This window comes from Rodentibacter trehalosifermentans (genome assembly GCF_002000545.1).
In the GTDB taxonomy this organism is placed as follows: domain Bacteria; phylum Pseudomonadota; class Gammaproteobacteria; order Enterobacterales; family Pasteurellaceae; genus Rodentibacter; species Rodentibacter trehalosifermentans.
The window spans coordinates 13335-37609 of the sequence record NZ_MLHL01000015.1; the positions used below are offsets into that span (position 1 = coordinate 13335).

The 24275-nt window shown below is 39.7% G+C and carries 20 protein-coding genes and 1 riboswitch; of the genes, 10 read left to right on the plus strand and 10 right to left on the minus strand.

What is annotated here, in order from left to right:
- Positions 1–25: 25 nt before the first annotated feature.
- From BKK52_RS03000 to fdnG, 5 genes are all read right to left on the minus strand, one after another.
- Positions 26–1975, minus strand: coding sequence for a hypothetical protein (locus tag BKK52_RS03000; protein WP_077420753.1), 1950 nt, complete (start codon positions 1973–1975; stop codon positions 26–28).
- 378 nt (positions 1976–2353) lie between these two features.
- Positions 2354–3265 (minus strand): formate dehydrogenase accessory protein FdhE, encoded by a 912-nt coding sequence (fdhE, locus tag BKK52_RS03005; protein ID WP_077420755.1) that lies wholly within the window; start codon positions 3263–3265, stop codon positions 2354–2356.
- A 221-nt stretch (positions 3266–3486) separates the two neighbouring features.
- Positions 3487–4197, minus strand: a complete 711-nt coding sequence (locus BKK52_RS03010) for a formate dehydrogenase subunit gamma (RefSeq protein WP_077477845.1) — start codon at positions 4195–4197, stop codon at positions 3487–3489.
- Positions 4190–5113 carry a formate dehydrogenase subunit beta gene (gene fdxH / locus BKK52_RS03015; protein ID WP_077420759.1) on the minus strand — a complete coding sequence of 308 codons (924 nt, stop codon included), beginning with the start codon at positions 5111–5113 and terminating at the stop codon, positions 4190–4192. Before fdxH ends, BKK52_RS03010 begins: the two co-directional genes overlap by 8 nt.
- Before the next feature lie 3 nt (positions 5114–5116).
- Positions 5117–8200: a formate dehydrogenase-N subunit alpha gene (fdnG, locus tag BKK52_RS03020; RefSeq protein WP_143530053.1), complete on the minus strand. Its 3084-nt coding sequence runs from the start codon at positions 8198–8200 to the stop codon at positions 5117–5119.
- Between the two features lie 268 nt (positions 8201–8468).
- Here fdnG and fdhD point away from each other — a divergent pair, with 268 nt between their 5' ends.
- Positions 8469–9281, plus strand: coding sequence for a formate dehydrogenase accessory sulfurtransferase FdhD (gene fdhD / locus BKK52_RS03030; RefSeq protein WP_077420765.1), 813 nt, complete (start codon positions 8469–8471; stop codon positions 9279–9281).
- Between the two features lie 75 nt (positions 9282–9356).
- Here fdhD and BKK52_RS03035 read toward each other — a convergent pair whose 3' ends face one another.
- Complete coding sequence (locus BKK52_RS03035) at positions 9357–10397, minus strand: ABC transporter substrate-binding protein (RefSeq protein WP_077477847.1); 1041 nt, start codon at positions 10395–10397, stop codon at positions 9357–9359.
- 51 nt (positions 10398–10448) lie between these two features.
- A riboswitch (TPP riboswitch) is annotated at positions 10449–10536 on the minus strand.
- Between the two features lie 118 nt (positions 10537–10654).
- On the opposite strand from BKK52_RS03035, the gene uvrD reads away from it, so the two are divergent.
- The 9 genes from uvrD (at position 10655) to BKK52_RS03080 (ending at position 20528) form a co-directional block, all read left to right on the plus strand.
- A complete protein-coding gene (gene uvrD / locus BKK52_RS03040; RefSeq protein ID WP_077473509.1) occupies positions 10655–12835 on the plus strand; it encodes a DNA helicase II in 2181 nt (726 codons plus the stop codon).
- Positions 12793–13986 (plus strand): EVE domain-containing protein, encoded by a 1194-nt coding sequence (locus BKK52_RS03045; RefSeq protein ID WP_207551795.1) that lies wholly within the window; start codon positions 12793–12795, stop codon positions 13984–13986. Before uvrD ends, BKK52_RS03045 begins: the two co-directional genes overlap by 43 nt.
- A gap of 23 nt (positions 13987–14009) precedes the next feature.
- Positions 14010–14789 carry a DNA methyltransferase gene (locus BKK52_RS03050; RefSeq protein ID WP_242650010.1) on the plus strand — a complete coding sequence of 260 codons (780 nt, stop codon included), beginning with the start codon at positions 14010–14012 and terminating at the stop codon, positions 14787–14789.
- A complete protein-coding gene (locus tag BKK52_RS03055) occupies positions 14789–15478 on the plus strand; it encodes a restriction endonuclease (protein ID WP_077473507.1) in 690 nt (229 codons plus the stop codon). Before BKK52_RS03050 ends, BKK52_RS03055 begins: the two co-directional genes overlap by 1 nt.
- Complete coding sequence (locus BKK52_RS03060) at positions 15478–16482, plus strand: DNA adenine methylase (protein ID WP_077473506.1); 1005 nt, start codon at positions 15478–15480, stop codon at positions 16480–16482. Before BKK52_RS03055 ends, BKK52_RS03060 begins: the two co-directional genes overlap by 1 nt.
- A 152-nt stretch (positions 16483–16634) precedes the next feature.
- Positions 16635–17636, plus strand: coding sequence for an ABC transporter permease subunit (locus BKK52_RS03065; RefSeq protein ID WP_077473505.1), 1002 nt, complete (start codon positions 16635–16637; stop codon positions 17634–17636).
- A gap of 14 nt (positions 17637–17650) precedes the next feature.
- Entirely contained in the window at positions 17651–18538 is an 888-nt protein-coding gene (locus BKK52_RS03070) for an ABC transporter permease subunit (RefSeq protein ID WP_077420773.1), read from the plus strand.
- An 8-nt stretch (positions 18539–18546) separates the two neighbouring features.
- On the plus strand, positions 18547–19548 hold the full coding sequence (gene dppD / locus BKK52_RS03075; RefSeq protein WP_077420775.1) for a dipeptide ABC transporter ATP-binding protein: 1002 nt from the start codon (positions 18547–18549) through the stop codon (positions 19546–19548).
- Positions 19545–20528, plus strand: a complete 984-nt coding sequence (locus BKK52_RS03080) for a peptide ABC transporter ATP-binding protein (protein ID WP_077473503.1) — start codon at positions 19545–19547, stop codon at positions 20526–20528. The genes dppD and BKK52_RS03080 overlap by 4 nt, the downstream gene beginning before the upstream one ends.
- A 51-nt stretch (positions 20529–20579) precedes the next feature.
- Here the strand turns inward: BKK52_RS03080 and BKK52_RS03085 are convergent, their stop codons facing one another.
- The 4 genes from BKK52_RS03085 to udk are packed head-to-tail and all read right to left on the minus strand — an operon-like array spanning position 20580 to position 24183.
- The gene (locus BKK52_RS03085; protein ID WP_077420779.1) at positions 20580–21758 is read right to left on the minus strand and encodes a sugar transporter; all 1179 of its coding nucleotides are present in this window, start codon (positions 21756–21758) and stop codon (positions 20580–20582) included.
- Entirely contained in the window at positions 21758–22948 is a 1191-nt protein-coding gene (locus BKK52_RS03090) for an AsmA-like C-terminal region-containing protein (RefSeq protein WP_077420781.1), read from the minus strand. The genes BKK52_RS03085 and BKK52_RS03090 overlap by 1 nt, the downstream gene beginning before the upstream one ends.
- Positions 22949–23533, minus strand: a complete 585-nt coding sequence (gene dcd, locus BKK52_RS03095; protein WP_077420783.1) for a dCTP deaminase — start codon at positions 23531–23533, stop codon at positions 22949–22951.
- A gap of 8 nt (positions 23534–23541) precedes the next feature.
- On the minus strand, positions 23542–24183 hold the full coding sequence (gene udk, locus BKK52_RS03100; protein ID WP_077418073.1) for a uridine kinase: 642 nt from the start codon (positions 24181–24183) through the stop codon (positions 23542–23544).
- Positions 24184–24275 lie beyond the last annotated feature (92 nt).

Sequence of the window (24275 nt, forward strand, 5' to 3'; positions counted from 1 at the left end):
ATTGATCATTTTCACTTAGCCTCGTTTAATAGCGGTTTTGTCTGTGGGCATTTATCACTTTCTGCATTTCATTTACCAAGGTGGTATAATCATTAGTGAATTGTCTAGTAATTGTCGCAAGGGCATTTCCCATCTGTTGCATAGTACGATTAATCTCTTCTTGCATGGATTTATCAATATTACCCAGTTGTTTAGCCATACTCTCAGTGGTGGCTTTTAGAGCGTTTTCACTCTCGCTTGTTAAGCCACTCATTAATTTTTTACTGCTCTCGATCTGCTCTTTAATCATTTTATCCATTGAGCCAGTAAAGCTATTGTGAACTTGCTTAACGGAGGTATCAAAATCCTCTGTCCAACGCTGTATGCGTTTTTCTAACTCTTTAACTGAATTATCAAGATTTTTACTCATTTCATCATTGCGTTGTTTAATGGTTGTTGCGGTATCCGCTAAAGAGCGGTTATTTTGTTGAATGGATTCATTGAGCGTATTGGTTGAGTGCTCAATACTTTGAGTGAGTTTTGCACTGCTTTCATTAATGCCAATCATTAAATTTGCGGTCGAATTTTCGAGAGATTTTGCAAGATGTTCACTGCTTGCACTTAATCCATTGGTTAAATTTTGTGTCGCATTGCTCACATTCTCAAGCATTGTCTGAATATTTTGCTGAATCTCTGGCACGGCTTTAACTGCATTTTCTTTTAATTCGCTAAAGGCATTCAAATGATTAGCCAATTCGCTAATCTGGTGCTGATTAACCGTCATTACTTCACTTAATGCAGCCATTGTGGTTGGAATAGTTTGGCTAGATTGCTCTATATGTTGAACTGATTTTTCAGTATCTGAAATAGCTTTGATGCCTAATTGATACTGTTCGATCATTTGTTCAAGTTGTTGACGATAACGCTCTTGCCAATCAACCAATGCCATTACCGCACGATTTAATTCTTTGAAATTTTCGCCAAACTGTTCGGTAAGTTTTTGGTTAAATTCAGTAATCACCTCTTTTAAAGCATTAATCACTTGCTCGGTTGCCGATTTTGATAACATTTCAGCAAAGCTTTCCATTTGTTTTTTAAGTTCTAATCTGAAGCTCTCAAAATTATTTTGCTGATTTTCAATAATTACTTTTATATTCGTTAAGGTATTGATAGGAGTAAGTAAATTTTCGAGCTGTTTATGACGATCAGAAAAATCAGTTCTTAACAATTTCAATTGACCGAGTAAACTCCCTTCTGTATCTGAACCCATTATATTTAGCAATTTTTGGTTTGCGTCAATAATTTCTGTTTTAAATGTATTTATTTGTGATAAAAGGCTATTAGGACCCTGCCCGGTAATACCTTCTTTTAATGCTTCAATATGTTTATGCTGATCAGAAAAATCAGTTCTTAACAATTTCAATTGACCGAGTAAACTGCCTTCTGTATCTGAACCCATTATATTTAGCAATTTTTGGTTTGTGTCAATAATTTCTGTTTTAAATGTATTTATTTGTGATAAAAGGCTATTAGGACCTTGCCCGGTAATACCTTCTTTTAATGCTTCAATATGCTGAGCTTGAGTATTAAATGTATTGAGTAAATCCTTGCTATCTGTTGAACCTTTATTATGCTTTTTTATGGAAATGGAGAAGACAACTTTTAATAAAAGGGATAGCGTAATTCCTATGACGCTGGTTAAGAATGCTGTTTTCATTCCCCCTAATAATTGGCTAATACTGCCGTCAATATCGTTAATATCGAAATTTAATAAACCTGAAACAATTCCCGTGAATGTACCTAAGATACTTATTGAGGTTAAAAATGTAGGAGAATAGTCTGTAAAATTTTTCCATTTTCCGAGAAAATGAAAAATAAGTGCTATAAAAAAGAGGATAATTAAAATTGCAAAGAATATATTGGTAATATCATTGCTTGAACTTTCTGTTAAAAATTGTTCAATATTATTTACGATAGGCTGTATAATCGAAAGCATTGTAAATCCCTATTAGAAGCTAATAAGTTATAAATTGAAGCGCGATATTATATATTTTTTAGATTATGTTGTTAATAGAAACGGTATAGCTAAAATGATTTATCAAGGTAAGATTGAGTATATTAATAAGTAGGCTGTTTGGGGGAGGTTGATGAGTAAGTTTAAAGCTCATTGACTAAGGAAAAGCGCGGTCAATTGTGGTAAATAATCGGCATTATGTTGAAATGCAATTGACTTTTTTAACGCCATACGAGCTGTATGGCGTTTATTTATCAGGACCATTTTGCGGTTTTACAAGCTGGGAGTAACCACATTCAAGTGAGCTAAAAATGGTTTATGCAACGGTGACATAATCCTGTAAATAATGACCGCACTTTTTTAAGCCTCTTGCGCCGGGAAAAAGAACGGGTTGATTCCACTTCGGGCAAAGCCTTTTTCTTCCATTTCCACATCTAAGAAAATTGAAGCGAGATCGTCGGCGATAGATTCGACGTTAGGATTTTTCTCTTGAAACATGATTTTTAGATAGCTTTCGCAACTACCGCAGGTTTCAGCTCGAATGAGGGCTAGTTCTTCATCAAGTGACCACGTTTCTAACTTATCGTGTCCGTCACAATTGGTACATTGAGCACGCACAAGATTCCATTCACTTTCACATAACGAACAATGTAAATAACGTAAACCTTGTGATGTGCCAATATGAACCATACTGGATACAGGCAGAGAACCACAAACAGGGCAGTGGTGTAAATTTTCAGCATTTTCGAGCCGGCTATGATGGGGGATTTGTTGGGCTAATTGGAGCCAGTAGAGTGAGAGAGCCGCCCAAACAAACACCGCTTTATCAGCACTGACTAAATGGAATTCTTGCGAAAGTAAATGCGTTGCCACTTCTTCAAGTTCGGTTGTTGAGGCTTTTTCTAACATCTCAATTGTTGCTGAGACTTGTTCGTTCGCTTTGGGTTTAATGGCATATAAAATTTCATTAAGATATTCCCGCCAAATGCCATCTCGTTTGAAATTTTTCGCATTGAGGGGTTCAACACCGGTTAAATTTTCTAACGTTTGCTTCGGTAGCGGATTTTTTTCTAACGTATTGAGTTGGGTTTCCACAATATCGGCGGCAAACAGTAGGTAATCTGAAAGGGGATGTGAATCAGCCAATTCTCTTAAGCGTTTTACCCGGCGTTGATAAAGGTTTTTCGGATTGGCAAAAAGGATTGCCGGTGCTTCATAGGAATTGGTTTTTTGTTGTTTAATTTCCGATTCGGATAGGATTTTGATACTCATAATATTCCTTCAATAATCCATATTATGTCGCAGTTACACAAATTTGATTTCGAGGCTATGTAGGGACAGACTGTGTGTCAGCTATAGGTTGTTATAAACGGACACATAGTGTACCCCTACATTTCATTAAAATTTCTCGTGTTGTGCAATCGCAATATAACGTTATTAATAATAAAAAGTGCGGTCATTTTTAACCGCACTTTTATGAGTTAATTTCAGGCTTAGTCTGCAAAACCTTTGAATAAGGCTTTGGTTTTTTCACCTTTTGCTTCACGTTCTCCGTCTTTTTCTAATTCAGGGAGAATTTCTTCACGATACCATTTCGGATGGTGTTTTTTCGCCCAACGAACGGTTACCCAACCCTCAATGATGCCGCGAATCGAACCTTTCACCCAAAATGCCATATAGATATGCACCATGATACCGGTGAATAGCATAAATGCACTGGCTGAGTGAAGAAGAATGGCAAATCTTAGTACGGGAATCGAAAAGTAATGCGAGAAAAACTGACGCCACATAATGATACCCGTTACTGATAAGGTAAACATAGCAAGAATCAGGGTCCAAAATAACATTTTTTGACCAAGATTATATTTCCCGTTATAGGCAACAGCATGCTCATTGCCTTTCAGTACTTCAACAATACCTTTTAGCCAACGAATATCGTTTTTCTCCGGAATGTTGTGATGCCAATATAATGAGCACAAGAATACAAAGGCAACAAACATTAAAAGCCCGGTGAATGGATGAACGGCTCTTGCCAGCTGTGGTGTCCCTAAAATATCCGTTAACCACGCAAAATCAGGAAAGAAGAAAGCGATCCCGGTAAACATGGTGAGAAAGAATGTGATCACCAAAAACCAGTGGCTTAAGCGGGCAGGGATTCGATGACGAACGATACGGGTATCATTGGTAATTTCAAATTTACTCATCTTTTTTTCCTCCCTGTTTATCCTCGCTTTCAAATTTTTCGTGGTGATCTTCCACATCTGTCTCGGTATTTGGACCTACGGTTAAGTAATGCCCTAGTTCGGCTAAGGCCAAACCACCCATTGCCACAGCGGCAACCGGTTTTAGCACATCTTTCCATAAGGTGACAGTGAGGTCAATTTGCGGATCTTTAGGAAGACCATTGTAAAGCTCGGGTCTGTCTGCGTGGTGTAGTACATACATCACATGAGTTCCGCCCACACCCGGTGGATCGTAAAGTCCGGCATTTTCATAGCCACGGGATTTTAAATCTGCCACACGTTGTTCCGCGTAGATTTTCATCTCTTCTTTTGAACCGAAACGAATCGCACCTGTCGGACAGGTTTTGACACAAGCCGGTTCTTGACCCACAGAAACACGATCAACACAAAGGGTACATTTATACACACGGTTATCATCTGGGTTCATTCGAGGAATGTTAAACGGACAACCGGCAATACAGTAACCACAGCCGATACATTTGTCGGATTGGAAATCCACAATCCCATTTTTGTATTGGATGATCGCCCCTGGTGCAGGACAGGCTTTTAAACAGCCCGGTTCGGAACAGTGCATACAACCGTCTTTACGAATTAACCATTCTAAGCGATCGTTTTCTTCCACTTCATTAAAGCGCATCACCGTCCATGCTTTAGCGTTAAGATCAACCGGGTTATCATAAATACCCACGCATTGTGCATTGACATCGGAGCGGATGTCATTCCACTCCGAACAGCCCACCTGACAGGCTTTACAGCCGATACAGGTGGAAACATCAATCAGTTTTGCAACTTCTACTTTATGATCTCGCGCATGGGGTGCAGGGGTCAGCCCTGAGGTGGCGGAGATCTTAATAATATCTTGAGATTGTACACTCATCGCTTATGCCTCCGCTTTCTCAATATTGACCAAGAATGTTTTATATTCCGGTGTTTGTGTATTGGCTTCACCCCAAGATGGTGTGAGGGTATTGGTGGAGAATCCACGATTACCTTTACCGTTTAAGGCTTTCATATTCCAGTGAATTGGAATACCAACGTGGTGAACGGTTTTACCGTCAATTTCCAATTCTTTTAAGCGTTTGGTGACCACGGCAACGGCCTTGATATAACCCCGTTTTGAGGTAATTTTCACTAGATCGCCTTTTTGGATGCCTTTTTCTGCGGCTAATTTTTCGCCTATTTCCACAAATTGTTGTGGTTGGGCAATAATATTCAGTGCAGATTGTGCCGTCCAACTGTGGAAATGCTCGGTTAAACGATAAGTGGTTGCCACGAATGGGAACTCTTTGTTTGAACCGATAAATTCACGGTCTTCTTGGTAAATACGCACGGTTGGATCCACGACGACATTTGAATGGAGTGGGTTAGTATCAATCGGGCTTTCAACCGGTTCATAATGCTCAGGCATTGGGCCGTTATTGATTTTATCCACCGCAAATAAGCGTCCTACCCCTTCAGCAGACATAATAAATGGACCCGCATCAGAACCCGGTGGTTGCGTGCCGTAGTCGGCAATGTCAAACCAGTTCCAGTTTTTACCGTTCCATTTGATTAACTGACGGTGTTTATCCCATGGATTACCGTTAATATCTAAGGATGCACGGCTATAGAGGACACGACGGTTTGCAGGCCATGCAAAGCCCCACCCCACGGTACAGCCTAAACCGGACGGATCCGAATTATCCCGATTGGCGGTTTGGTTACCTTTTTCTGTCCACTGACCGACGTATATCCAGTTACCCGATGTCGTCGTACCGTCATCACGCAAGTGAGCGAACCCATTGAGTAATTGGCCTTTTTTATACATCAGATTACCGTTTGGATCATACAGATCCTCAAGGGCATAACCATTTAATTCTTTTGCCAACTCTTCTGCTGTTGGAGAATGAGGTTGGGCATAATTCCAAGTCATCGCCTCAAAGGATTCAATACCACGACCACCCTCTTTTTTATAGAGTTCGTGCATTTCTTCACGGAGCATGGAAAGAATATCCACATCCGGTAAGGCTTCACCCGGTTGATCACAACCTTTCCAGTGCCATTGTGCCCAACGACCGGAGTTGGAAATTGAGCCATCTTCTTCGGCAAAACAGGTGGTTGGTAAACGGAATACTTCGGTCTGAATTTCAGCTGGATTCACATCGTTTGATTCACCAAAGTTTTTCCAGAATTCAGAACTTTCTGTTTGAAGCGGGTCAAGCACGATTAAGTATTTTAATTTACTCATACCGGCAAGGGTTTTGTTCTTATTCGGTAATGAGTTTAATACGTTAAAGCCTTGTAAAATCCAACCGTTCATTTGACCGTCATTCATTAATTTCACATGTGTGATCGGGTCATAGAAACGATCGGTTTTTGGTAAGAAATCGAAGCCCCAGCCATTTTCTTTGGTGGCTTTATCACCATAGAAAGTTTTCATCATACTCACAAAGAATTTTGAGGTATTACGGTAATAGTTAATTTGACCGGGAACGATATCTTTTGGCGTAATCGCATTGATATACTGCTCATAAGAGGTGTCTTTATCGTTTGGTAAACGCATGTAGCCCGGTAGGGAAGTTGGTAATAACCCCATATCGGTTGTACCCTGTACGTTTGAGTGTCCACGTAATGCGTTAATACCACCACCTGGCATCCCCATATTACCTAATAGCAACTGAATCATTGCCATTGAGCGGATATTTTGTGTGCCGATAGTATGTTCTGTAAAACCTAATGCATATAAATGCGTCATGGTTTTGTTCGGTGCGGAGGTTTTACCGATTTCTTCACAGATTTGTAAAAACAGTTTTTGTTTTACACCGGTTACACGCTCGACCATTTCAGGTGTGTAACGAGAAACATGATCTTTTAATACATTAATCACACAACGTGGATTTTGTAAGGTCATATCACGTTTAGCCTGACCATTCTCATCAAACTGGTAATTCCATGTTGATTTATCATAGCTGCGTTTATCTGCATCGTAACCTGAGAATAACCCATCTTCAAATTTAAAGCCTTCATTAACTAAGAAAGAGGCATTAGTGTAATGTTTAACATATTCGTGCTGAATCTTATCGTTTTCCAATAGGTAACGAATCACACCCATTAAGAATGCAATATCAGAACCTGAACGAATAGGAGCATGAAGATCAGCGACAGAGGCTGTACGGTTAAAGCGTGGATCGATAACGATAATTTTTGCACCGTTTTTCTTAGCTTCAATTGCCCAACGGAAACCAACAGGGTGGGCTTCGGCAGGGTTACCGCCTTGAACGATAATTAAATTGGCATTTTTGATGTCAACCCAGTTATTTGTCATGGCACCGCGACCAAATGATGGAGCAAGACTTGCTACCGTTGGTCCGTGTCAAGTATTCGCTTGGTTACATACCGGTACCATCCCGAGCATCCGAATCCATTTTTGCGTTAGTAACGCAGCTTCATTGCTCATGGCGGATGCGGTCATAATCCCTGTGGTTGCCCAACGGTTTACGGTTTTCCCGCTTGCATCGGTTTCGATAAAGTTAGCATCGCGATCATCTTTCATTAAGCGGGCAATACGTTTGATTGCATCCTGCCAAGAAATACGCTCCCATTTGTCAGAACCAGGTGCACGATATTGAGGATATAAAGAACGGCTTTCACTGTTAATATAATCAAGAGCGCCTGCACCTTTTGGACAAAGGGCACCACGGCTAATCGGATGGTCAGGGTCGCCTTCAAGGTGAAACAATTTTGAACGGGTATTTGTACCGGTATAGCTGCTTAAGCCGGTATGAGGTTTGCCTGTACTATAAAGCAACATACCGCAGCTGACAGCACAATATGTACAAGTGTTACGGGATTCATAAGCGCGCAATAATTTGTATTCACGCGGTGCTGCTAAGGCATTTGCCGGCGCAAAACCTAACATCGCAGCAGAAGTTCCTGCCATACCACCTGCACAGATCTTAAAGAACTTTCTTCTTGAGACCTGCATAATCACTCCTTTCAACAAAAAATTGTTGAGATATTATTGGATAGTAAAGAAATTCATCTAGAAAATTGAGTTGATTTCGTTAGAATAATGCGAATCAACGGATTAAATTGAGTATGGAAAAACATCAATTTATGTGGCGTAGGATACCGACTTTTTAACGATAAATCCATAATCAAAATACATTATATCCACGAAAATGCGTGACCAAACTCACGAATTTATCAAATAATTAACATTGTTGTTACATAAGGCAATAGGCAGGTTAGTAATGAATGGCGCAATGGAACAATCCATTGATTTTTTTAAAAAATTAAAAACATCGGAAAAATTAACCGCACTTTTACAACAAAAAAGCGATCTTCTTGCAGTTGAAACTCCCGTTTCTTTGGTTTATAACGGCATTTCTCATGCGGTGATGATGTGCTCACCACAAGATTTGGCGGATTTCGCCCTCGGTTTTTCCCTCTCGGAGGGGATTATTGAAAAGCCTTCGGATATTTATGGGATTGATGTAATTGAAGGAAGCAACGGTATTGAAGTACAAATTGAGCTTTCCAGTCGTCAATTTATGGCACTTAAAGCACACCGCCGTAATCTTACCGGGCGTACGGGGTGTGGTATTTGTGGCACAGAGCAACTTAATCAGGTTTATAAAAATTTGCCGAAATTAGACCGCACTTTTCAGTTCGATCTCCACTTACTGGATGATTGTCTTTCGACCTTACAAACTCACCAACAGCTTGGTAAAAAAACGGGCGCAACGCATGCCTGTGCCTTTTTTGATTTACAAGGCAAAATGCTTGCGATTCGTGAAGATGTCGGCCGCCATGTAGCGTTGGATAAATTGATCGGCTGGTATGTCAAAGCGGACAAACCTCAAGGTTTTATTATCGCTTCAAGTCGGGCAAGTTATGAAATGGTACAAAAAGTGGTTTCTGCCGAGATTGAGTTACTTGTTACAATCTCTGCAGCAACAGATTTGGCAGTAAAAATGGCAAAAGAACATCATCTGACATTGATAGGATTTGCAAGGGAAGGCAAGGGAAATATTTACACCGGAAAAGAGCGGTTGATTTTTTAGATGTTTTTACCGTTAGCCTATTGAGGTAAACAAGACGAGGCGGGGGATAAGCCGCCCCGTCTTTTCGTTAGATCTTTATTCGCCTTTCACTTCTTTCATCCAGCGGTCAATTAAGCGTTTCGCTTCTTGATCGTGACCAAATCGAATGAAATCAATATCAATTAATTTTAATTTCATCGGATCAGGAAGGTTAGGGTGTGATTTTGCATGAATATTTGTCGGTAATTGATAAGAATCGGCTTCACGCCATGGAATTTCTTGTGCTTCGGCAGAAAGCACAAAATCAATAAAGCGTTTCGCATTGTCTAGATTTCGTCCATTTTTGATAATGCTTGCCGCACCTAATGTGTAGCCCACGCCTTCACAAGGGAGGATACCGACAACCGGTGCCCCTTTATCTTTTTCACGCACATAAGCATGCATAAAGCTAATATTCACCGCGGTCGCACCTGTTGAAAGATGGCTGGTTGCCATACCGGTTTTGGTATATTGGGAAATATTTTTATTGAGTGCTTTTAGATAATCAAAGGCTTTATCTTCACCCATAGTTTCAATGAGGGTGGTAAGAATACTATATCCGGTGCCGGATACACGAGGGTCGGGGTATTGCACCAAATCTTTGAATTCCGGTTTGACTAAATCCGAATAACATTGTGGTGTCTTGATGTTTTTTTCGGCAAGCAATTTTTCATTGACTCCGATACCCAGTTCCATCAAATAAATAATTGAGGTGGTATCACCACGTTGCTCAACCAAATTTTTGAACTGAGGCAGGATATTTTTTTGTTCAGGCGAACGATAAGTGGCAAGCAAACCTGCATCTCGAGCTTGCAGGTGCGGTTCGAAAGTTCCCCCATACCAAACATCCGCTTGGGGATTGTCTTTTTCCGCTTTCAGTTTACCCAACACTGTGCCGGTGCTATGACGAACAAATTGGGTTTCAACATCATATTTTTTACTAAATGCTTGTGAAACTTTCTCACAGGTCGTGTTTTGAACGCTACAATAAATAACGAGTTTGCCTTGTGCTTCCGCGTGTTTGGGTAAACTGAAACCTAAAAGAGCACAAAGTGCGGTAAATTTTAAGATGTTTTTTAAATGCGCATAATGGCTCATCATGAATCCTTACTTATTTATGAATCAAAGAAAAAAGTAAGTCAGCCCTTGAGGAAGAGAAGATTAGTTTCCTACGTCAGTGCTAACTGCTTCAGGTTCACGGGTATTTCTCAGCGATCTTGCACCCCGACTAACCGACCTCAAACTATAAGTGCTTGCCCGATTTTTGTAAAGTCGGATCTGTTTGGAATCTTTCCGTTGTGGTATTGAAAAATAATGTCTATAATACCTGTAAATTTAAACAGATAAATAACGCTATGGATATTTCTGAATTACTTGACGGTTTGAATGATAAACAACGTGAGGCAGTAACCGCTCCGCTTGGCAATTATTTAGTATTAGCCGGAGCGGGAAGTGGAAAAACCCGGGTGCTGACGCATCGTATAACCTGGTTGGTGGCTGTGGAAAATATTTCTGAAGGCAGCATTATGGCGGTGACATTTACCAATAAAGCGGCAGCAGAAATGCGTCATCGTATTCAGGCTACCTTAAGCCAATATTCCAACTCAAATTTATTTGGTATGTGGATTGGTACTTTCCACAGTATTGCTCATCGTTTATTGCGGGCGCATCATTTAGATGTAGGGTTGCCGCAAGATTTTCAAATTTTAGATTCAGAAGATCAACTTCGTTTAGTGAAACGTCTGTTGAAATTACATAACTTTGATGAGAAAGCCTTTCCACCGAAACAGGCTTGTTGGTATATCAACAATAAAAAAGATGAAGGTTTACGCCCACAAGAGATTGAGCATTTCAATGATCGCCAAGAGCGTGAATGGATTAAAATTTATCAGATTTATCAAGATACTTGTGATCGTGCAGGTTTGGTGGATTTTGCTGAATTGTTAATTCGTGCCTATGAGTTATTGGTAAAAAAACCGCTGATTTTGCAGCGTTATCAACAACGTTTCCAACATATTTTGGTGGACGAATTCCAAGATACCAACAAAATTCAATATCAATGGCTTAAAATTTTTGCAGGACAAACAGGCAAAGTGATGATTGTGGGCGATGACGACCAATCTATTTACGGCTGGCGTGGTGCACAAATTGAAAATATCCAAAAATTCCTCAAGGATTTTAATGGCGAAACTATCCGCCTTGAGCAAAATTATCGCTCGACGGCCAATATCTTAAATAGTGCCAATGAATTAATCGCCAATAATTCGGATCGCCTCGGTAAAAATTTATGGACGGAAGGGGAAAAAGGCGAACCGGTAGGGATTTATGCCGCATTTAATGAATTAGATGAGGCTAAATTTGTGGCCTCACAAATCCAAGATTGGGTTGAAAACGGCGGAAAATTAGACGATTGTGCGGTACTTTATCGGAGCAACAGCCAATCCCGTGTGATTGAAGAAGCCCTCATTCGTAGCCAAATTCCTTACCGTATTTACGGTGGTATGCGCTTTTTTGAACGTCAAGAAATTAAAGATGCATTGGCCTATTTACGGTTGATCAATAACCGACAAGATGATGCTGCCTTTGAACGGGTAATTAATACCCCACCTCGTGGTATTGGTGATCGCACCTTAGATATTTTGAGAAACTTAACCCGTGAGCGCCAAATTACCCTATGGCAGGCGATACAGCTTGCTATACAAGAAAATAGGCTTACAAGCCGAGCCGCTACTGCTTTGTTACGTTTCCAAGAACTGATTAACTCCTTGTCATTGGATACATCAGAAATGCCGCTTTTTGCTCAAACGGATTTTGTGATTAAACATTCCGGCTTGTATGACATGTATAAACAAGAAAAAGGGGAAAAAGGTGAAGTACGGATCGAAAACTTGGAAGAATTGGTCACCGCGACCCGTGAATTTGTAAAAACTGACGACGCCGATGAGATGACGGAGCTGACCGCCTTTTTAACCCATGCCTCTCTTGAGGCGGGGGAAGAGCAGGCATCGCCACATCAATCTTGTGTCGAAATGATGACATTACATTCCGCCAAAGGATTAGAATTTCCACGGGTATTGATGGTGGGGGTAGAAGAAGGATTATTTCCAAGTTTCCGCTCTTTTGAAGAACCGGGGCGTTTGGAAGAAGAGCGACGTTTGGCTTATGTGGGCATCACCAGAGCGAAGCAAAAACTCACGATTTCTTATGCGGAAAGCCGCCGTTTATATGCAAAAGAAGAGCGGCATTTACCTTCCCGTTTCATTGCAGAATTACCGCAAGACTGTATCCAAGAAATTCGCCTGAGAGGAACAGTAACCCGTGCGATGAATTTAGCCAAAGTCGGCTCATTGACAGCTTCCGGTGATGCTGAAAACGGCTGGAAAATGGGACAAAAAGTCAAACATGAAAAATTTGGCTTAGGCACGGTGATCAATGTAGAAGGAAGCGATAATAACACGAGATTACAAATTGCCTTCCAAGCACAGGGCATAAAATGGTTGATTGTTCATTTGGCAAAATTGGAAAAAGTGCGGTAGATTTTTGGGAATTTTTTAAGGGGCTGAGAGTTATGGCAACAACACACGTTTTTATTGTAAACAGTAAAACATTTAAAATTCATCTTGAATATATGTTTGCTGGTACTGGTGTGAGAACTGAGTATATTGATTTTAATGCACAGGGTAAATCTAGACTTCACCATACAACGGAGAATAACATTGTTGGTATGATTGCTGATATTAATAGAATTAGAGTTGATGATTTTGTTATTTTTTATTTACAACAAAGTAAGCAAGATAACATTTTAGAAGGTAAGTTTTATGGCATTTTTAGGGTCGCTAGTAGTGTTTTTCTTGATAATTATGATGAAAAACAATATCTAACTTCTGAATTGGGGAAATCACTAACATTTCGAGTGCAAATAAAGCCTTATGAAGTTTATCAAGAAGGAATCACAGAATGGGAAGCATTAGATGAAATAAAAAATATAATATCACCTAATCAAATGCTATGGAGTTTAATTTACCGAAAATTAAAAGGAAATCGTGGCAATACAATGATTACCATTTATGAATTTGAACGGTTGCGACAACTCCTGAGAAATAAAAATAATAAAAATATATTATATAGTGATGCATTTTCATTTGATTTGTCTAATCAAAAGATTTCTTCAATATTGTTATCTAAAAAATATGAAGGCAGAAAAGAACATATAGATTTACTACCAAGGCTACTTGATAAATATCATTCAAATAATCAGTTTGAGTTTCATTTACAGGCTTATATCATCCAAAAAATAGAATATTATTTAGGCTCATCTATTGAATGGATTGGTAATGAGGTATCTTGTGGTGTTGGTATGCAACGCATAGATATTTTGATTTCAAAGAAGAAAGGAATTAATAGAGAATGTTTGCCTATTGAGCTAAAATCAACAGAAGCATACTCAGGGATAACAAGTCAAATTCAGCGTTATATTGATTGGCTTAATCAATATTATCTCCCTAATCATCCTTCTGATTTATCACCTATATTAATATCAAGAAGAATCAATATAAAAGAATCAGAATTGTTTTCTAATCTAATTAATGAATTTAAGTCTTTTAATAAATTAAATAAGATAAAATTAAGATATATTGAGTTCTTTATAGAAAATGAAGAATTAAAGTTAGAGGAATATGAGTATTAATATTTAATATGAGGAAAATTATTGTGAAAATAAATGATCTTGATTTGAATAATTGGAGGGAATTAGATATTAATACGAATAGTCTATGGTTAATTAATGAACGTAACAAAACAGGAAAACATAAAAATATTTACCATGGTAATTTTATTCCGCAGATTCCAAATCAATTAATCAAACGCTATACAAGAGAAAATGAAGTCGTCTTTGAACCATTTATGGGTAGTGGTACAACATTATTTGAGTGTGAAAATCTAAATAGGCAGTATATTGGCTTTGATATAAATAGAGAAATTATCACTTATGTTGATAATATGATGAGGGATTCTGGATTTAATGATTTTCATATAATGCATTGTAACTCAATGGATTTTTTGAAAACGGAAAGAATATTTTCTAAAATTCAGAAAACTGTGCAGTTTATTTTAATGCACCCACCATATATGGATATAATAAAGTTTACGAATGATTGTAATGACCTCTCTCAAATTAGCAATATTAATGAATTTATAAATAAGTTTAAAATTGTTTGTCAGAATGTCTTAAGATATTTAGATAAAGGTCGATACTTTGCAGTTGTTATTGGTGATGTTTATAAAAATAGTGAAGTGTTGCCTTTGGCTTTCTATTGTATGGATATGATAAAAAGAAACTTTAAGGTTAAATTAAAAGGTATTGTTGTTAAAAATATTGAAGGTAATCGTGGAAAGTTTGGTACGCAAGGAATATGGCGTTATCGGGCATTATCAAGTGATTATTATATTTTTAAACATGAATATATTATGGTATTTAAAAAGGAGTTTTAATGACTAAAAAGACAAAAATGCAACTTTTCCTAGAATTAGCAAATCCTGATAGTAATGGTTTCTCACGCTGGGTTGATTCGGCAGAATTTAGCGGAAAGTATGAAGTATTAAAATTAGGTAATGGAGGAAGTTGGTGTAGAGCAAGCTCTCAACTCGCTAAACAATATATTATAGAGCTTGATAAGACGAAAACAAAAGGGAATTCTATCGATGCTATTCGTCTTGTTGGATTTAACCAAAGAAAGACCTTTAACCAAAATATTAGACAAGATATTAAAAATCATTATAAAAATAAAAGATGTGTAATGTTAGGGGTTAATGGCAATTCTGAAAATACCAAAATAGAGATAGATCATAAAGATGGAAGAAAAAATGATCATAGAGTCAGTAATATAGAAACTCAGAAATTAGAAGATTTTCAACCTTTATGTAAAGCAGCAAATGATATAAAACGCCAAATATGTAAATCTTGTAAAGAAACTAATAAAAGGTGGGATGCGAAGAATATTTTAGGTAATCCCTATTCATTTTATAAGGGAGATGAAAATTATACTCAAGAATTAGGTTGTGTAGGGTGCTATCAATACGATCCCGTTCAATATCGTAAAAGTTGCGTAAAGAGAATATCTAATGAAGCATCTAAGCATGCGACAAATTTTATTTTAAATAAATTATATCCGGAAGAGTAATGAATTATATTGGCTCAAAATTTAAATTATCAAATTGGATAAAAAAAGAAATCCATAGTGTTGTAGGGAAGGACTTATCTAATAAAGTTTTTGCTGATCTTTTTGCTGGAACTGGGGCTGTTTCTAGAACATTGAAGAAAGATGTTAGCCAGGTTATTGCGAATGATCTTGAAAAATATAGTTATATTCTTAACCGAAATTATATTGGTAATTATCAAATAATAGATTCTACTTCAGAAATTATCGATGAATTAAATAATTTGCCATTAGAAGATGGATTTATTTTTAAAAATTACTGCTTAGGTGGTGGACAAGGACGCCAATATTTTAAAGATAATAATGGACGAAAGATTGATGCTATTAGAAACGCAATCAATAAATTTATGACTAATAAAGAAATTACAGAGGATTGTTACTATTTTTTGCTTGCATCATTGCTTGAAAGTGCCGACAAAGTTGCCAATACAGCATCAGTTTATGGTGCTTTTCTAAAGCAAATCAAAAAATCAGCAGAGAAAGATTTGATCCTTGAACCTGCTAATTTTGATTTAACGGAAAATGCTCACCAAGTTTTTCAGAAAGATGCAAATAAACTTATTAAAGAAATATCAGGTGATATTTTGTATCTTGACCCGCCATATAATAGCCGTCAGTATGGTGCTAATTATCATCTTCTCAACACTATTGCTGAGTATGATAGTTTTATGCCAAAAGGCAAAACGGGGCTAAGAGAATATTTGAAGTCTAAATATTGCTCAAAAGTGATGGTAGAACAAGAGTTTGAGGCATTGATCCGACAAGCTAATTTCAAATATATATTTTTAAGTTACAATAATGAAGGCTTAATGTCTGAGTCAAAAATTAGACAAATTTTCTCCCAGTATGGGAAATACGACCTTGTGACGACTGGTTATCAGCGGTTTAAAGCTGATCGAACTGAAAATAGAAATTACAAAGCAAGTTCAACAACAGAATATTTACATATTCTCGAAAAGAATGAGTAATAACTGTTGGTAATTTGGCAAAAGCGGAAAAAGTGCGGTAGAATCCAAGCTCATTTTTAGGTTATCGGCTTTAATTCAAAAGTGCGGTCATTTTTCACCGCACTTTTCCTTTTCGACTCCTTCGATTTTCTGATATTGAGTAGAGTGGTTGAATGTTTAAATTTATCTTCAAACGAATTTTAATGGTGATTCCAACCTTTATCGCCATCACTTTTGTTACCTTTGCCCTTGTGCATTTCATTCCGGGGGATCCGGTGGAAATTATGATGGGTGAACGAGGATTAACGCCTGAAGTCCATCAGCAAATGATGCACCAATTAGGTTTAGATCTTCCCCTCTATCAGCAATATTTCAACTATATCGGCAACGTGCTTCAGGGGGATTTTGGCGCATCATTTCGGACACAACAACCGGTTCTTCGGGAATTTTTTACCCTGTTTCCCGCCACTGCCGAGCTGGCATTTTTTGCCTTGCTTTGGTCGCTACTTGGTGGGGTAATGCTTGGCACAATTGCTGCCGTAAAAAAAGACAGCTGGATTTCCCATACCGTTACCACCATTTCATTAACCGGCTATTCCATGCCCATTTTCTGGTGGGGACTCATTCTCATTTTATATGTTTCGCCTTCCTTGGGGTTACCACAAGGTGGGCGCTTAGAGAACGATTTTTGGATTGATACGCCAACCGGCTTTATGCTGATTGATACTTGGCTTTCCGGTGTGCCAGGCGCGTTTGAAAATGCGGTGAAATCTCTGATTTTGCCTGCCATTGTTTTAGGCACAATACCGCTTGCGATTATTACCAGAATGACCCGCTCTGCTATGTTGGAAGTATTAGGTGAAGATTATATTCGCACTGCAAAAGCGAAAGGGCTAAGTAATATACGCATTGTCATTGTGCATGCTTTGCGTAATGCGTTGATTCCTGTGGTGACTGTAGTGGGATTAATTGTCGGTCAGCTACTTTCCGGTGCGGTATTAACAGAAACCATTTTCTCATGGCCGGGTATTGGCAAATGGATTATTGATGCTATTCATGCTCGGGATTATCCGGTGCTACAAGGTTCTGTTTTAATTATTGCCACCATTATTATTGTGGTGAATTTAACCATTGATTTACTTTACGGCGTGGTGAATCCGCGTATTCGTCATTAATTGTGGGAGAAAAAATGACAAGCACGACGTCAATATTAGCGCCTAAAACCCCTCTACAGGAATTTTGGTTTTATTTTAAGCAGAACCGAGGAGCGCTCATCGGGTTAATTTTTATATTAATCGTGGCGCTAATTAGTATCTTTGCCCCTTATATTGCCCCTTTTGATCCCGCTGAACAAAATCGCACTGCACTCTTATTACCTCCGGCTTGGTATGAGGGCGGCAATGCGGCCTATTTGCTTGGTACTGATGATATCGGTCGTGACATTCTCTCTCGTATTATTTATGGAACGAGAATTTCCGTATTTGCCGGGTTTATCATCGTCCTCCTTTCTTGTTTTTTGGGCACAAGTTTAGGCTTGATTGCCGGCTATTATGGTGGGGCATTAGATACCGTAATTGTGCGCTTAATTGATATTATGCTCGCCATTCCTAACTTATTACTGACGATTGTCGTGGTGTCTATCCTTGAACCTTCTTTGGTCAATGCCACATTGGCTATTGCCGTGGTGTCTATTCCTAGTTATGTTCGATTAACCCGTGCTGCGGTGATGAATGAGAAAAATCGGGATTATGTCACCTCATCCAAAGTGGCGGGAGCCGGTGTTTTACGTTTGATGTTTATTGTGATTTTACCAAATTGTTTAGCCCCGCTGATTGTGCAAATGACTATGGGGATTTCTAATGCCATTTTAGAGCTTGCCACCCTTGGCTTCCTTGGGATTGGTGCCAAACCGCCGACACCGGAATTAGGCACAATGCTTTCTGAAGCCCGCAGTTTTATGCAGGCGGCAAATTGGCTTGTGACCATTCCGGGGCTGGTGATTTTATCTTTGGTCTTAGCATTTAATTTAATGGGCGACGGTTTGCGTGATGCCCTTGACCCAAAATTGAAGCAATAGGGGGCGCAATGGCATTATTAGAAGTCAAGGATCTTTCTGTTCATTTCGGTGAGAAAAATACCGCTTTTAAAGCGGTAGATCGCGTGAGTTATCAGGTGGAAGAAGGGGAAGTGCTGGGTATTGTGGGCGAATCTGGTTCCGGTAAATCCGTCAGTTCTCTCGCTATTATGGGGTTAATTGATTATCCGGGAAAAGTCTCGGCAAAATCCTTAGCTTTTGAAGAGAAAGATTTATTAACACTGAGTGATAAAGACAAGCGCGCTTTGATTGGGGCTGATGTGGCCATGATTTTCCAAGATCCGATGACCAGCCTCAATCCTGCCTATACAGTAGGCTTTCAAATTATGGAAGCGCTCAAAATTCACGAAGGGGGAAGCAAACAATCACGCCGTGAACGTACTTTAGAATTATTACGTTTGGTGGGGATTCCTGATCCACAATCACGCATTGATGTTTATCCCCATCAACTTTCAGGTGGAATGAGCCAACGGGTGATGATCGCCATGGCGATTGCCTGCAGACCCAAATTATTGATAGCAGATGAGCCAACCACCGCATTAGATGTCACCATTCAAGCACAAATTGTAGATTTATTACTCGATTTACAGAAAAAAGAAGGGATGTCGCTCATCTTAATTACACATGATCTTGCGCTGGTTGCCGAAGCAGCGCATCGCATTGTGGTGATGTATGCCGGTCAAGTGGTTGAAGAAGGGCTGGCTGAGGATATTTTCCGTGCGCCTAAACACCCTTATACCCAAGCTTTGTTGCGCGCTTTACCGGAATTTGCCGAAGGTAAATCACGTCTACAATCCCTGCCCGGTGTCGTGCCGGGACGTTATGACCGACCAAGTGGATGTTTACTAAACCCTCGTTGTCCTTATGCAACAGAATATTGCCGACAGGTTGAGCCAAAATTACATCAGTTTGGTGAGCGTAAAGTGAAATGCCACTCCCCACTTAATGCCAACGGGGAACCGGTTGCTGCTGTAAAGGAGGATAATCAATGACAGATCTTAGCAAAGAGAATGAGCCTTTATTGAATGCAATCGGGTTAAAAAAATACTATCCGGTGAAAAAAGGCTTGTTGGCAAAACCTCAGTTGGTAAAAGCCTTAGACGGTGTTTCCTTTCAATTAGAGAGAGGGAAAACCCTTGCTGTGGTAGGGGAGTCCGGTTGTGGTAAATCCACTTTGGGGCGTTTGCTTGCTATGATTGAACAACCTACCGAAGGGGAGTTGTATTACAACGGGCAAAACTTTTTAGAGAATAATTCAGAGACAAAAGCCCTACGCCGTCGGAAAATTCAAATTGTCTTCCAAAATCCTTACGCCTCTTTAAATCCACGCAAGAAAATTGGCTCAATTTTGGAAGAGCCACTTATCATCAATACAAAACTTTCCGCTCAACAACGTAAGGAAAAAGTGCTTGCGATTATGGAAAAAGTAGGGCTACGTCCGGAATTTTACGCTCGTTATCCCCATATGTTTTCCGGCGGACAACGACAGCGCATTGCGATAGCCCGAGGGTTAATGTTAGATCCGGATATTGTGGTGGCCGATGAGCCGGTATCCGCATTAGATGTTTCCGTGCGGGCACAAGTGCTCAATTTGATGATGGATTTACAGGAGGAATTAGGGCTTTCTTATGTGTTTATTTCCCACGATCTTTCCGTGGTGGAACATATCGCTGATGAAGTGATGGTGATGTATCTGGGACGTTGTGTAGAAAAGGGCACAACTCAGCAGATTTTTTCTCATCCGCAACATCCTTATACACAAGCGTTACTTTCGGCTACCCCTCGTCTTTCCCCCCATTTACGTCGTGAACGTATTAAACTAAGTGGGGAATTGCCAAGCCCGATTAATCCGCCAAAAGGCTGTGCTTTTAATCCCCGTTGTTGGAAAGCCACGGAGAAATGCCGTGAAGAGAAACCAAATTTATCCCTTTATCCTGATGGCAAGCTCATTGCTTGTTTTTATATTGATTGATAAAAATAAGATAAAAAAAGACCGCACTTTAGATAAAGTGCGGTCTTTTTTCTAAATGTTTTTCTGAGGATAACGAAGGTGGAAAACAATGAAAATGACTAACCCGATAATGCCCAGTGCAGCACCACTAAATCCGATGTATTGCAATCCCACATAATTCATCATTTGGCTGCCGAATAATGCCCCAGCACCGATACCGGCATTAAATATGCCCGAATAAATGGCGGTGGCGACATCAGTGGCATCCGGTGCAAGTTTCAGCACTTGCATTTGTAACGCAAGCCCGATACAGGAAATGCCGATGCCCCAAAGAAAAGCGAGAATAAAGATGGTGGCGGCATAATGGGTTGCGTTGAGTAAAAATACGAGTGAAAGGGTAAATAAGATTATTGCGCTCAAAATAAATTTTGCGGGTGCAAAACGGTATAGTCGACTGAAAAGCACGCTTGCGCTAATGCCGGATAGACCAAACACGAGCAAAATAAGAGTAGCAAGGTTCGGATCAAATTGCCCAATTTGAATCATAAAAGGCTCAATATAGGTGTAGGCTGTGAAATGCGCAGTAATGATGATGGCAGTGGTGAGATAAAGCCCGATGAGTAATGGGCGTTTGGCAAGTATCGGTAAACTTGCCAATGAGCCGGCATTTTTGCTGGGCAGACGGGGTAAAAGCCGGATAAGCAAAAACATTAGGGCAAGAGCGAGGAGGGCAATGATGCCAAAAGTAGTTTGCCAGCCCACAAGCTGCCCGACTAAACGCCCTAGGGGTAAGCCTAAAATGGTGGCAAGGGATGAACCAATTGCCAGCATACCGAGAGCTTGGGTTTTTTTATTTTTTGGAGCAACCCGCATCACAAGGGAGGCGGTTATTGACCAAAACACCGAGTGTGCCAAGGCAATACACATACGGGCAATCAGTAGCACCCAAAAATTCCATGCAATAATGGATAAAAGATGTCCGATAATGAAAACCCCAAAAAGTTTAATAAGTAAACTTTTTCGCTCCATTTTGCCTGTTGCCAGCATAGCGGGTAAGGACATCAGCAGCACGGTCCAGGCATAGACTGTCATCATCAACCCGGTTTCAGAAGGCTGCATAGCAAAACTTTGTGCAATATCGCTGAGCAAGGCAACGGGAATAAATTCCGTTGTGTTAAAGACAAAGGCGGCACAAGCCATGGCAATGACCCGCCAAGTTTGGATTTTTTCAGCTTGTTGATAAAAAGACATTACTTCAATTTCTCTTTAATCAGATCTTTTAATTGTTTGCGAAAATCTTTGTTGATTTCCAATTTGTACTGAGGGGAATAGCAACTGCCGAAAAAGCGAATAGGGAGTTTTAGGCGTTGATATTTTTCATTCGTTGCGGAAAGGTTGAGATTAATATCACATTGCATCGTGTGTAAATCAATTGCCCCATGCCCTTCGCCTACAAGCAGTGGGGTTTTGAGCTGGAGGCTATTGACACTTAATAAATGATTTTTAAGGCTTAATGATGAGCGAAAGCTTTGATAAGCCGTATTCACACTTTTTCCTTTGAGCAGATCATCATTATAGTTAATTGGGAAATACTGCGCGGCAAGATCAAGTAAGTTGAGCCCTAAAAGCTCGCCATCCCGGGCATTAAAGTCAAATTTTCCTTGCATCAATTCTGCATTAAAAAAGGTGAGTTGAATGGTAAAATCTGTGGTACCGCTCATAGTATTAGGAAAACTGAGCAAGGTGAGTAAAGGTGCCATTGGGAAATTTTTACCGGAAAATCTGACCGCACTTTTTTGTTCTAAGCTATTGAATTTTAACACCGCAAGACAATCTGTAGTGCAGACAGGGTTGATATAAGCCGCCAGCATTTTGTGAGGTTTAGAGAAATCAGCATGGACTTCGATATAGTCTAATATCTGCCCGTTTAAAGCGACATTATCCAGTTGAAGTAAAGATTCCTTATCTTGATTGAGGGTAAGCTGCCCTTTATTAAAGCTTAAATGAAAGCTTTTATTTTTTCCATAAATGGGCTTTTCAAATTCAACGGTAATGCGGTTTTTTCCATTCAAGGAGAGATTTTTGGCGAATAATTTTTTCAGTAAAAAATCTGAAAAAACGAAGGTGATTTTTGCTGAATTAAGGGCATTTTCACTGAATTTAACTTGATTGATTGCGAGCTGTTCAAGTTTTGGTTCGCCGATGATTAAGGGGAAAAAGGCAAGTTTTCCCTCAATTTGTTTGAGTGAAATCTCGTGATAATTCAGTTGCTCAATCGTAAAAGTCGGTTGAGGAATCATGTTGAACTCAAGGGATTTCACATAAATATTGTGTTGGGCGAGTTGCGTTGTAAGCTGGTTTTTGGCTTGTTGAAGTTGAATGTAAAAAAAAGCAAAGATCGCCACAAGCACGATCAGCAGGCTTATTGCGATCTTTTTCATTTATTTATCCTCATCAATACGGCTTGCCACCGCATTTTGTTGGTTGCGATATTTCGCATCTTTGCGGCGGTTATAAGGTCGGGCGGCATGGCCGCTTAACACTTCAAAACTCAGGGCGCCTATCACCATATTTGGGCGTAAGGCGAGGGGCAGTTTACCGGAGTTGTAAAACTCAAGGACGATTTTGCCCTCCCAACCCGGATCGATACGGTGGGCAGTGACATGTACCATTAACCCTAAACGGGCAAGGGAGGAGCGCCCATCTAACCAACCAATAATATTGGCCGGTAATTTGACGGATTCTAATGTGGTGGCTAATGCCAGCACACCGGGGTGGAGAAAAAAGGCTTCGTTATCGGGAATGATAATTTCATCGCTCATCACCGATTCTAATTGTGCGGACACCTCTTCCTTCGGGCCGCTTAAATCAATATAAGGGGCAGAATGTTCACGAAAGACACGGAAGGAATTGCCTAAACGCACATCAATAGTGGCACCGTTAATTTTACTGTTATCAGGCCGAGGGGTTAAAGAAATAATGCCATCATCAAGATAGCGTTCAATATCGGTATCGCAAAGACGCATAATTTCTCCTATTTTTGATTGAGTAAATGAAGGATTTGAGCTTTTAACATATTGATGGCAATACGGTTTTTACCACCTCGTGGGATCACAATATCCGCATATTGCTTAGAGGGCTCAATAAATTGTAAAAACATTGGGCGAACCGTTGAGCGATATTGGTCAATCACCGATTGTAATGAACGGCCGCGCTCTTCCATATCACGCTGTAGGCGGCGAATAAAACAAATATCAAGTGGCGTATCCACAAACACGGAAATATCGGCTAACTGACGTACCCGTTCATCGGTGAGCAATAAAATACCTTCTAAAATGACGATACGTTTCGGGGTGAAATGTGTGGTTTCTGCCGTTCGGGTGTGTTCTACATAGCTATAGACGGGAATATCCACCGCTTTATTGGCTTTGAGATCTTTTAAATGCTGAATGAGTAAATCACGATCCATAGAGTTGGGGTGGTCGTAATTGGTTTTCACCCGTTCGCTCATTTCTAAATGGCTTTGGTCTTTATAATAGCTATCTTCTGCAATAATACCAATTTGCTGACAACCCAGTTCATTACAAAGTTCTTTATGAACGGTGGAGGCAATGGAACTTTTTCCTGAGGCAGAAGCGCCGGTGATAGCGATGATGATACAAGATGAGTCTGGCATGATATAACCTGAGGGCTGAAAAATTCCCTGAATTATAAAGAAAAGTGCGGTCAATTTCACCTTTATTTTTCAGTATCAATTGGCAAAATTGT

Excerpts from the sequence above, each read along its gene's own strand:
- BKK52_RS03085 (WP_077420779.1), bottom strand. The coding sequence starts at position 21,758 with ATGTCTTTTTATCAACAAGCTGAAAAAATCCAAACTTGGCGGGTCATT.
- BKK52_RS03035 (WP_077477847.1), bottom strand. The coding sequence starts at position 10,397 with ATGAGCCATTATGCGCATTTAAAAAACATCTTAAAATTTACCGCACTT.
- fdhE (WP_077420755.1), bottom strand. The coding sequence starts at position 3,265 with ATGAGTATCAAAATCCTATCCGAATCGGAAATTAAACAACAAAAAACC.
- fdhD (WP_077420765.1), top strand. The coding sequence starts at position 8,469 with ATGAATGGCGCAATGGAACAATCCATTGATTTTTTTAAAAAATTAAAA.
- BKK52_RS03010 (WP_077477845.1), bottom strand. The coding sequence starts at position 4,197 with ATGAGTAAATTTGAAATTACCAATGATACCCGTATCGTTCGTCATCGA.
- udk (WP_077418073.1), bottom strand. The coding sequence starts at position 24,183 with ATGCCAGACTCATCTTGTATCATCATCGCTATCACCGGCGCTTCTGCC.
- BKK52_RS03090 (WP_077420781.1), bottom strand. The coding sequence starts at position 22,948 with ATGAAAAAGATCGCAATAAGCCTGCTGATCGTGCTTGTGGCGATCTTT.
- BKK52_RS03055 (WP_077473507.1), top strand. The coding sequence starts at position 14,789 with ATGACTAAAAAGACAAAAATGCAACTTTTCCTAGAATTAGCAAATCCT.
- BKK52_RS03045 (WP_207551795.1), top strand. The coding sequence starts at position 12,793 with ATGGTTGATTGTTCATTTGGCAAAATTGGAAAAAGTGCGGTAGATTTT.
- BKK52_RS03000 (WP_077420753.1), bottom strand. The coding sequence starts at position 1,975 with ATGCTTTCGATTATACAGCCTATCGTAAATAATATTGAACAATTTTTA.
- BKK52_RS03065 (WP_077473505.1), top strand. The coding sequence starts at position 16,635 with ATGTTTAAATTTATCTTCAAACGAATTTTAATGGTGATTCCAACCTTT.
- BKK52_RS03080 (WP_077473503.1), top strand. The coding sequence starts at position 19,545 with ATGACAGATCTTAGCAAAGAGAATGAGCCTTTATTGAATGCAATCGGG.
- dcd (WP_077420783.1), bottom strand. The coding sequence starts at position 23,533 with ATGCGTCTTTGCGATACCGATATTGAACGCTATCTTGATGATGGCATT.
- fdxH (WP_077420759.1), bottom strand. The coding sequence starts at position 5,113 with ATGAGTGTACAATCTCAAGATATTATTAAGATCTCCGCCACCTCAGGG.
- uvrD (WP_077473509.1), top strand. The coding sequence starts at position 10,655 with ATGGATATTTCTGAATTACTTGACGGTTTGAATGATAAACAACGTGAG.
- BKK52_RS03070 (WP_077420773.1), top strand. The coding sequence starts at position 17,651 with ATGACAAGCACGACGTCAATATTAGCGCCTAAAACCCCTCTACAGGAA.
- dppD (WP_077420775.1), top strand. The coding sequence starts at position 18,547 with ATGGCATTATTAGAAGTCAAGGATCTTTCTGTTCATTTCGGTGAGAAA.
- BKK52_RS03060 (WP_077473506.1), top strand. The coding sequence starts at position 15,478 with ATGAATTATATTGGCTCAAAATTTAAATTATCAAATTGGATAAAAAAA.